General features: G+C 57.9%; 7 protein-coding genes and 1 pseudogene. 5 read left to right on the top strand and 3 right to left on the bottom strand.

Annotated elements, in window-relative coordinates; genetic code table 11:
• Nucleotides 1-240: 240 nt before the first annotated feature.
• From MUU54_RS24125 to MUU54_RS24105, 5 genes and pseudogenes are all read left to right on the top strand, one after another.
• A pseudogene (locus MUU54_RS24125) lies at nt 241-474 on the top strand (RES domain-containing protein); the annotation flags it as partial.
• 443 nt (nt 475-917) lie between these two features.
• Entirely contained in the window at nt 918-1,229 is a 312-nt protein-coding gene (locus tag MUU54_RS24120) for a DUF736 domain-containing protein (protein ID WP_247246481.1), read from the top strand.
• 363 nt (nt 1,230-1,592) lie between these two features.
• The gene (locus tag MUU54_RS24115) at nt 1,593-2,021 is read left to right on the top strand and encodes a DUF3846 domain-containing protein (protein ID WP_247246479.1); all 429 of its coding nucleotides are present in this window, start codon (nt 1,593-1,595) and stop codon (nt 2,019-2,021) included.
• Between the two features lie 548 nt (nt 2,022-2,569).
• Nucleotides 2,570-4,774, top strand: coding sequence for a putative bifunctional diguanylate cyclase/phosphodiesterase (locus tag MUU54_RS24110; protein WP_376742271.1), 2,205 nt, complete (start codon nt 2,570-2,572; stop codon nt 4,772-4,774).
• 1,027 nt (nt 4,775-5,801) lie between these two features.
• Nucleotides 5,802-6,890, top strand: a complete 1,089-nt coding sequence (locus MUU54_RS24105; protein WP_247246477.1) for a nucleotidyltransferase family protein — start codon at nt 5,802-5,804, stop codon at nt 6,888-6,890.
• A 104-nt stretch (nt 6,891-6,994) separates the two neighbouring features.
• Here the strand turns inward: MUU54_RS24105 and traG are convergent, their stop codons facing one another.
• From traG to MUU54_RS24090, 3 genes are read right to left on the bottom strand one after another with little or no spacing between them, the layout of a single operon-like run.
• Nucleotides 6,995-8,938 (bottom strand): Ti-type conjugative transfer system protein TraG, encoded by a 1,944-nt coding sequence (gene traG, locus MUU54_RS24100; protein ID WP_247246476.1) that lies wholly within the window; start codon nt 8,936-8,938, stop codon nt 6,995-6,997.
• Nucleotides 8,925-9,140, bottom strand: coding sequence for a type IV conjugative transfer system coupling protein TraD (gene traD, locus MUU54_RS24095; RefSeq protein ID WP_247246475.1), 216 nt, complete (start codon nt 9,138-9,140; stop codon nt 8,925-8,927). The genes traG and traD overlap by 14 nt, the downstream gene beginning before the upstream one ends.
• Nucleotides 9,141-9,144: 4 nt before the next feature.
• A complete protein-coding gene (locus tag MUU54_RS24090; protein WP_247246480.1) occupies nt 9,145-9,408 on the bottom strand; it encodes a TraC family protein in 264 nt (87 codons plus the stop codon).
• Nucleotides 9,409-9,486 lie beyond the last annotated feature (78 nt).

Raw genomic sequence — 9,486 nt, 5'->3', positions numbered from 1 at the left:
TTTGACCAGTGCATCAAGAGGCGAGACTGTCGCATCTCTAACTGGCCCAACTGTCGCATTACTAAATAGCCCTTACACATGGCTGTCGCGTAATCTATCTTATGGAACTCGCTGGCCAACTTCATTGTCGTTGCCATCAGCGTATCGAGAGCGTCGCCGGGACTGAAGGAAAACGATTAGACTGCCCGCCTTGTCTACGTCTCATCCAAAAAAGGAGCTGACGCTGGTGAGCCAGGAGCTACGGCGGCCGTCATTTCCGCTCTCGCCGATGTTCACGTTGCCGAACCGAACTCCGTGCCCAATCCAAATTGGCTGCGGCCAGGGATTCCCGGCGCAGGACAACAGGCCTTCGGAGACGAGTTGCTGCGCGTACATCGCTTCGTCGCGGTCCCCAGCGCAGTATCGGCCTATAGCTGGAACTTGATCTTTTTGGCCGGCGGCCCGGCAGGCGCCTATGAGTTGAGATTTCAATAAGCGTTCGCGCTCGATACCCGGTTGCATCCGCCCGGCCCCTAGAAGATCGGGAGCTGGATGAACCCATCTTAGTTGGCGAGCATCTTTGTCCCGTCTTTGCTGTCATATCGCACAACGATGTTCGTTCGAAGATGAGCGCGACAATGGAAGGTAAGTCTATCAACAAGGGGCCGCGACGCTCATCGCGGACGCGACTTACGTGCTCGTCGGTCACATGCTCCATCCATGTGACCACGGTCTCGCCATATCAAACCTGCGACGCTCAGCTGCAGGTTTGCTATGAGCGCATTCCCACTTCCCCTTCTACGAAAGTACTAACACATTTGGCAGTTGCCCATTTTGCTGACCTTGAGCCCATATAGGGTGGCTTGATCATCTTCGACTTCAAGCAATACGAAGAGGCTACGGAAAGCGTGGTCTCACAGGAAGAAAGGGCTACGCGAATGGCAACCATCGGTACCTTCACCCCTACCGACAATGGCTTCACTGGCGCAATCAGGACACTAGCGCTTAATATTAAGGCGCGGATCACACCGACCGATGCTCCCTCAGACAGAGCACCGGAGTTTCGGGTCTTCGCCGGCAATGTTGAGTTTGGAGCCGCATGGAGAAAGACCTCTCAGGACGGAAACCGCGACTACTTGTCCGTCAAGCTCGATGATCCAAGCTTCCCTGCTCCGATCTATGCCACTCTGTCGCAATTAGAAGGCACAGACAGCTTCCAACTGATCTGGACAAGGCCTACGAAGGACTGAGCCTGCAGCCTCCCCTGGCAGGGGGGCAGCAGGAAGACGTGACGCCGAGGGCGTCCTATCTGGTCATTGAATGAAGGAAAGGGGAGCGCCGCTCCCCTCTGCTTCACCAAGGAGAAAACGGTCTCCCCGCCCTTCCTTCGCGTCGTTCGAAGGCTTCGCTCTCGTGCAGGATCGCCGCGGGCGCGGCGCCCCTTGGGCTTTGCCTCCGCAAGGCGAAACACCAGTGTTATCGCCTTGCCACCCTCTCACCGCTGCTCCGCGCGAACCCGTGAGCAGAATTGGGGCTCTACGATGGGCATGAAAAGACGGCTTTGCGAAGACGGAAAGGGAGAGACTATGACCACAACGGCAATCCTTTACCTGATGGACCCGGAAGCAGGAACCATTCAAGCCGCTGAGGTCGCCGCACCCATCGCGTTCTCTCAAACCTACCGCCTGATTGGATGCCAGCTTGTCGAGTTCGTGCCTTTCGATACGAACCACGTTCTTATCGTTGATGAGGAGGGTCTGTGCGAGGGCCTGAGCGCTTTCACCGTCTTTGACGGCTACCCGCAGCCGTTGGCAGGGAAGATCGTTCTTGCCAGTCTAGACAGATCGCACCTTTTGCCGCCGCAGATCAGCATTGAGGAGGTGGCAATGCGCATGAATGTCTGCAAGCCGGTTCTTGACCCGGTCTTCGCCAAGGCAGACGAGCATCCATTCGAGGGGCTCGTGTTGGGCCGCGAATTGATCGGGTTTCAGAGCCGCATCACTCGCGCTCAGCCAAAATTTGTGACCGAGGTGCTGCGATAATGAAGTGCACTACGAGTTTGTTATCTAAGGCAAATGCCAGCCATGGCGCAGCAGCATTCACAGCCCGTTCAGAGGCGGCCTCTGCCCGGAACTCCCTGCCACCAATGCCCCTGGCGAGAATCGTCATAGGGGCAACATGCAATTTTAACCACGTCGACGCTGTTATAGCGGTAGCGGGCGGCTCCATAGTCGCATATAGGGCTTGTTCCGCTAACTCCGACCGTGACTTGCTTCTCAGGACGCGGAGCCAGTCTGACCACTAGTGTGGCAGCCATCGGAATGGCTGCGCCCTCCGATACCAAAGGCGCAGTTATGAACAGCTTTCTGTCGCTTGGCGAGCAGCCGGAGAGACCAAACACGAAGGCGACGAACCGGAATACGGTGCCTACGGAACAATATCCCGCCGCTCGCTGCAACATTAGCGGCGCCTTAACTCCTCTGAACAAAGATGAGAGAGAACTGGGATTGCCCGCGTGCGTGATAGCCTAACCATTGAACCTCAATTGACCTCCCCGGAAAAAGTTCCTGAGCAATCGCTTCTCGAACACCTGAAAGATGCTGCGAGGCTTTTACGGGAAAACGCGCCGACGCTCGCCGACAGGTACAGCTGGTTGGAAGCGATGATCAATCACGTCCCGGACTACATCTACGCAAAGGATCTTCAAGGCCGCTTCCTCTACGCCAACGAGGCCGTCGTGCGGAACAATGGGTTGGCCAAGGTAGAGGACATCATCGGCTTGACCGACTTCGATCTCCACGGCCCTGAACTTGCCGCGCCGATCGCCGCGATCGAGCGCCGCGTGATCGACACCGGTGTCGCCGACATGGGCATCGATGAGTGCGCCATAAAGGGCGGCCCAGACCGTTGGCTGATGATGTCGCGCGTCCCGTTGAGGGACGCTGAAGGCAAGATTGTGGGCGTTGTCGGCGCATCCCGAGACATCACCGCAAGAAAGACGTCGGAGCGCCTTATGTCGGTCCAGGCGCGGCTCCTTGGGATGATCCTCGATGGGGTTCCCGTGAATGAATTCTTCGGAGGTGTGACGGCGCTGATCGAGGAAACGGCTGTCGGCGTGAAGACCGCCCTATTCGTTCCCCAGGGCGACAAGGAGCTGAGGTTCAGCGGATGTCCAACCGCTAGCTGGCTGACCGCAACCCGCCTTGACGTGCAGGAGATGGCCACTGCCGCTCAGGATGTAGAAGAGCTTGTCACAGGGCTACAATCCAGCAGCGACTACGTCAAGGCTGTCGACATTCGCGCGTCCGATGGCAGATTACATGCGGTTCTTGTCCTCACGATCTTCGGAAGGCGCCCAGACCCTGCATTCTGCGAGTTTATAGCTGGGGTAACCCGTCTTGCAGGGATTGCAATCGATCGCCTGCAAGCCGAAGAACGTATACGTTTCTTAGCCGAGCACGACGCCCTCACAGGCCTCTTGAAGCGCGACCGCCTGGATCACGACCTCCAGGAACTGCTTCGGAAGGCGGCGGATGAAAACAAAAGGATTGCAGTCGCCTTCCTAGATCTGGACAACTTCAAGCTCATCAACGACAGCCTTGGACACGATGCAGGAGACGATCTACTCAAGCAGGTGGCGGCGTCGATATCGGACGCAATCGGTTCGAACGGCTTGGCAGCGCGCATTGGAGGCGATGAATTCGTGGTGGTCCTACCAGACGTGGGAGAAGAGATCTGGCCTCTGGCGGAAGCTCTTCGCGCGTCAGTAGCTAAACCCCGGCTGGTAGCGGGCCACGAGCTCAGACCGGCCGCGAGCATCGGAGTAGCTGTTTTTCCAGAGCATGGGAGCCGCGCATCGCAGCTCATTGCTCATGCCGATCTCGCCATGTATCGCGCGAAACGCAAAGGCCGGGATGCAGCCGTTCTTTTCACGAAGGATATGGCCGAGGAGGCTTCGCTCAAGCTCCGGCGCAGCGAGGAGCTGAGGTGCGCAGTTGAAAACGGTGAGATACTGCTTCACTATCAGCCACAAAAGAATCTCAAGACAGGGAAAATATTCGGCGTTGAGGCTCTCGCGCGGTGGCGCCACCCAACGGAGGGAATGATTTCGCCCTGCAGCTTCATTCCCTTGGCGGAGGAGAGCGGACTAATCCTAGAACTCGGGGCCAAGGTTCTAGAGCTGGCTTGTCGGCAGGCACGGTCTTGGCAGGATGCTGGATTGCCGGCGCTCAAAGTCGCCGTGAACATGTCCGCTCGCCAGTTCCAGGATTGCGGGCTGACGACGCTAGTTTCGGATGTGCTCGCCCAATCGGGGCTCAGCCCCTGCTGCCTTGAGATCGAGATCACCGAAAGCCTGATCATGCAGGATGTGGACGCGGCCGTCCGGAGCATGACACAGCTTACTGAGCTAGGCGTCACCTTGGCGTTGGACGACTTCGGCACAGGCTATTCGAGCCTGAGTATGCTGAAGCGCTTTCCTCTCTCCAAGCTCAAGATCGACCGATCATTCATTGCAGAGACCCCAACTCATCCAGACGACAACGCCATTGTTTCCGCGATCATCTCTCTTGCCCGGACGCTAGATATGGAAGTTCTGGCGGAAGGCGTAGAGACTGAAGCGCAGGCAGACTTTCTCTTGGCTGCCGGATGCGAAGCAGCGCAAGGTTACTTGATTGGCCATCCGCTGCCGCCGGAGATGGTGGCGCGGCTTCTGGCGCCTTCACATGCCAAGGTCGCTCCTGAAGGCAGAGAAACAAGCGGACGTAGGAAGGCCGGCAATTTTCGTGTGAAATGACATAACACAGGCGACGTTAGGTGGAGGCCGCGTCCACGGAGTGGCCTGTCTTCATGACCCGGCGAATCTACTGTCGGTGCGTTGGCAACTTCCGTCGCCACCGTCACCCACTGCCGCAAATCCTTGTCTTCTTGTTCGAGTGGCACAGCCATCTAGGCTATCCAAACTCCTCAATTCTGTCGGTATGAGCGGGCCGATTAGACCCATCAAGCGAACGGCTCCCCTCACCTCTTCAAAGACACAAGATCGCGCTCCACATCGCAATTGTCAGGCGAAATGAGAAACTGACCCCCTGGAGGTCAAATCTTCAATTCGCTTGACAGCAATCTGAACGCAACGTCAAACGACATCAGAAGAGGGCCGAGGGCGACACTTAAATTGGGCCGGTAGCGACAGATAGAACTGGGCCTCCTCCCGAAGGAGGAGGGACTGATGAAGCGCTCAGATCATGACACACTCTCCGCCGTGTTGCGTGGAGGGAAGCGATCCTTGAGCCGCTGCAGCCTCTTCAGGGAACAGCACCTGGCCCCGACGCTTGCCTCGGCCATTTGACGGAAATATCCTTCAGTGCCTCCTGACATTGCAGGAAAAACGAGTTGGGAGCCCTCCGGCGGGGCTGAACGAAAGGCTTCGTGATTGACCCCAATGGATGCTCGACCTCTCTGGCCAAGCGGCGAAATCTCCTGAGGCTGTCCCCGATCATAAGATGTCGGGATTGCTGCTCTGCCCTCCCCTCAGCTGTAGCTAATCTGCAGTTACAAGAAAGGAAGTCGCTTGCGAGCTACCCCCCGTTCTGGTTATTACCGCTTTTGCAAAACGGTAATAACCGAGGCGGGCTCAAAGCATGTGCGGTATAGCGATCTCCGAATGTGCAAGCGGCGCGGCAAAAACCTGCCAAAACAGTTCCTAGGATCAAAACCCGCATTCGCAAGACAGCCGAGACACTGATAATCCAGATAGCAACCTCTTCCTCGAATGCGCGAGTACCCCCGCACTTCGGAAGAGCTACAGCACCGGGCCGAGCCTTATGAAACCCATTGACCTCATGTATCAGACCATGCTCGCGGAGTTAGTACAACGGTCTATAGACGCCGCGTGGACCGCCGACTTCCCGCCTGAAGGACGGTTCATTACCGCTCAGGTGAAGGACAAGCGGTATTGGTACATCGACATTCCCGACGGAAAAGGTAGCAAGTCTCGGCGCTACGTCGGTCCCGTCGACGATCTAGAAATCTCAAAGCGGGTGCTGGACTTCAAGCGCGACAAGAATGACTACCGAGCTCGCAGGCGCATGGTCACCAGCTTGACCCGTGAAGGCGGGATGATTGCGCCAGATACGCTGACAGGGGATATCGTCGATGCACTTGCGGCCGGAGGCCTCTTTCGGCTACGCGGCGTCCTGATCGGCACGGTCGCCTTCCAGACCTACGCCGGGATTCTTGGAGTACGCTTGCCCATCGCCGCCCTCCTAACAGGAGATGCCGACGTCGCTCAGGACTATGCCATATCGCGTGAGGTCGAAGACAGCCTGCCCCCCATCCTCGACTTGCTGCAGAGCGTCGATCCGACTTTCCGACCCGTTCCTCATCGATCGGGAGTAGCCGCCTCAAGCGCATTTCAGACAGACAGCGGCTATCGCGTTGAGTTCCTGACCTCCAACAGAGGCAGCGACGACTATATCGACCAGCCATCGCGGATGCCTGCCTTGGGAGGAGCCAGTGCGGATCCGTTGCGGTTCCTCGACTTCCTGATCCGCGACCCCATCAGAACGGTCATGCTCCACAAGAGCGGCGTCCCGGTAAATGTCCCAGCTCCCGAGCGATATGCGGTTCACAAGCTCATTGTCGCCTCCAGGCGCCGAACCGACGGACAGGGGACGCTAAAGAGAGACAAGGACATTCAGCAGTCTGCCCTGCTCATTGAAGCCCTTTCCCAGGCCCGCCGACATGCCGACCTCGCGCTCGTCTATACCGAAGCGTGGGAAAGGGGACCGGCGTGGCAAGAAGCTATCAAGGCAGGGTCAGGCTTGATGACTGACGAGGACAGGGAACGACTTAGGGACTGCCTTGAGACTGGCGGAAGGCAGATCGGTGAGGACATCACTTTACCTTACTAAAGAGGTCGATATGCGGCATCCGTGGCCCAGCTCGCGGACGTGCAAAGTGCCCTGACTCAAACGAGCTAAGGTTCGCTTACCGGTTCAAGAAGTCGGGGACACTCCTACCCTTGATCTCGTGGAGGAGTCCAATCGAAGGCAAGACGCCTGTCACCGTTCTGTACGCAGCTCGTCATATCTTTGCGCCGGAACCAGATGGCGCGACCGCATCTGAGAGGCGGATTTCCAGCTGTGAACACGATCTGCTCGTCTGTCCTCATTTGAAGAACTTCGTGAGATTGGATCAGCGGCCGCGCAACGAGCTGCTTCGATCGTGTTCGCGACGATCCGCGGGCCTGCGAACTGCGGCTGACGTGATCGACCTCGACCGTGGTGGTGCCGCAGCGCCGGGAGATATACTCGGCCGTCTCCGGATCGTTAATTGCTGCAAAGCTGATCCAGCTCGCACTCTCGAACCATTTGCTGGACGCATCGCGCCCGCCATAAGTCTCGCGCAGCTGCCCAATTGATTGGTAGATCATTGTCAACGTGATGCCGTACTTTCGGCCGGCGTCTCGCGCTGTTTCCAAAATGCGCATATAGCCAAGCCGCGCGATCTCATCGAGCAAGAATAGGACCCGATCTTGCCTGGAGCGGTTGCGGTTGTTGACCGCCGTCAAGAAGGAACCTATGACAACGCGCGCCAGTCCGGCATGCGTCTCTAGCGTCTTGAGGTCAATGTTGATGAAGACGTCCGTTGCACCCGACGCTAGGCTCTCGGTGCGGAACGTCGAGCCCGAGACAAGCGCTGCGTAGTTCTCGTAAGAAAGCCAGTGCGTCTCCATGATGGCATTTGCATAGACGCCGCTAAAGGTTTCCGGCGTCATGTTGACGAACGCCGCCACGTTCTCCTTCACAAAATCGGATTGAGAGTTTTCATATATCTCCTGCAGCCGCAGTCGCAGCTTCGGTTCGGGCTCGGCAAGATTGGCTCGCACCTGGCGCAGCGTTTGATTTTCCTTTTTTGTATGGCCGGAGAGGCAAACGTCGGCGGTGATCGCGGTTAAAAGTTGAAGGCCGGAGGCTCGGAAGAAGTCGTCTCGCACCCCACTTGCACGACCGCTGTCGCTCATAATCCATGAGGCAACGGAGGCGATGTCTTCTTCCTTCGTGCCGCCATACTGGCCGACCCAGTCGAGTGCGTTGAAGCCCGTCGAAGGTTGGCGCGGGTCAAGGATCCGGACCCGTCGGCCGGCATCTTCCCGGTGCTTGCGCACCATGGGCGCGACCTCATTGGAGGGATCGAGCACGATGAGGCAACCTCCCCATTTGAGCGCCGTCGGGATAGTCACTGACGTCGTCTTGAAGCCGCCCGAACCAGCAAAGACGATGCCGTGAGAAGAACCAAACGAGCCATCGAAGCAGAGAAGCGGTGCCTTGCCACCGGTGCCCCAGGTTTCTTTGACGTCGGCCCGGAAGGAGACGCGGGCAACACTGTCGCGATCCACCCGATACCGTTCGCCAATAACGATGCCACCTTCTGCTTCAAAGAGCCTGCCCGCCTCGCTAAGCTTCATCCAGTCAGCTTCACCGTGAAGCGCCCTCTTGCCATATATCCGCTTTGGTGTTGCCCGCGCGAACGCGGCATTGCCGATCAAGGCGACACGCATTGCGAAGCAACCGGATATCAAAGCCGCTGCTGCACCGATCATGATCGCAGGATCGACATGAGGAAAAACCGCCTTTTCCACCGGCATTTGTGTGGTGACAGTTGAAAACTGCATGAGCTCTCTTCCACAAGCGACCAGGATGATCGAAGCGTCTCCAATGGCGACGCCCCAGCCGACGGCGCGGATGTGCAAGGTGCCCGCCGTTGCGAACAGAAACAAGAAGCCGACCGCTGCAGACGCGATATATGGCGCTGCGAGCGCTGCTCGTTCCAGTGCAAGCTTCGCAACTTGCGTCTTTGCAAACCCGGCCAGCCATAGCTCCATCCCGGTCGTGGAAAGTAGCGTGACGATCATCATCGCCGCAGGCACGGCGATAAATGCGACCTTAATCGCCTTCATCGCCGAATGCCTCCGCTCCGATCGCCGCCAGCCGCGTTCGCTCTCCGTCGTCCGAGCTCAGGCGCTCTCGAAGCTCGATCAATGCTCCAAGCAATGTGGCCCGCTTCTCAAACCTAAGGCCGGCTTTAACGATCAGGCCACCCAGCTCGATTTTCTCGCGCGTGTCTTTCTTGCGGGCGTCAGTGGTTGCGCTCCTGGCCATCCGTTCAAGCCTCGCCAGAGCTGCCCGCATCCGCGCCAGACGTGACCGTTTCGGACTGGCCACTACGTGAGGCGACGCTGCCTGCCTTCTTTCGTTCACTCCCAGCTGGCTTGATGGCGCGAAAGCGTCTCGCCACCTCTTCGAGCGCTGCCTGAAGGTCCGCCTCCTGGATTTCCATCTCACCAAGGCCGGCCCTTAAGGCGATGCGGCCAATCTGATCGGCTTCTCTGGTTTCGGCTTGTCTGAGTTGCTCCTGGAGCTTGGCGATTTTGACCTGCTACTGATTTTTTCCTCCACCTGGAGTTAGAGTCCGGCCTCGATTTGAAGGACGGACAGATGAAGCGGA

This window comes from Pseudorhizobium tarimense (assembly GCF_022968135.1).
GTDB lineage: Bacteria > Pseudomonadota > Alphaproteobacteria > Rhizobiales > Rhizobiaceae > Neorhizobium > Neorhizobium tarimense.
The sequence above is the reverse complement of the archived record's forward strand: the minus strand, read 5'-3'. Positions and strand labels throughout refer to the sequence as shown.